At 42.4% G+C, this 573-nt stretch carries 1 protein-coding gene; it reads left to right on the top strand.

Going from position 1 to position 573, the window contains the following annotated elements:
- The coding region (locus ASC50_RS03395; RefSeq protein WP_193391195.1) for a PD-(D/E)XK nuclease domain-containing protein at window positions 1–573 on the top strand (573 nt) is incomplete at both ends.

A 573-nucleotide genomic window follows, 5' to 3' on the forward strand; every position in this document is an offset into this window, starting at 1 on the left:
GTACGCCCACTTTTTTGATTAATCGTCTCAAAAAACACGGTCTTGCCAAAACCGTATTAGAACCTGTTATTGCTGATTCATCGGCTTTTGACAGTTACGATCCGGATGCGCTTGATGATGTGCCTTTATTATTTCAGACAGGTTATCTGACGGTCAAAAACAAAGAAATGATTAATGGAGAGCCTGAATACACGCTTGGAGTTCCCAATCAGGAAGTGAGAGTGTCGCTGATGGAACATCTGTTAAGTGCATATACCAACTATCCTCTTTCAAAAATGTCGGCACTTGGACGACAAATGTTGAAACAAATCCTTGCTTTCGATGCGAAAGGCTTTACAAATAATATGCGTATCATGCTTGCCGACGTTCCTTACACTTTAAAGCCATCCAAGGCGAAAAACGAAGCCAAAGCGGAAGCGCAAAATTTAGCAAATGAAGCCTTTTATCACATCATCTTTCAACTGTGGATGACCATGCTGGGGTTCAATATTCAGAGCGAAAAGATGACCAACCGGGGACGTATAGATGCCGTGTTGCAGCAAGACGGAGTAGCGATAGTGACAGAGTTGAAAT

It is taken from the genome of Candidatus Symbiothrix dinenymphae (genome assembly GCF_001431085.1).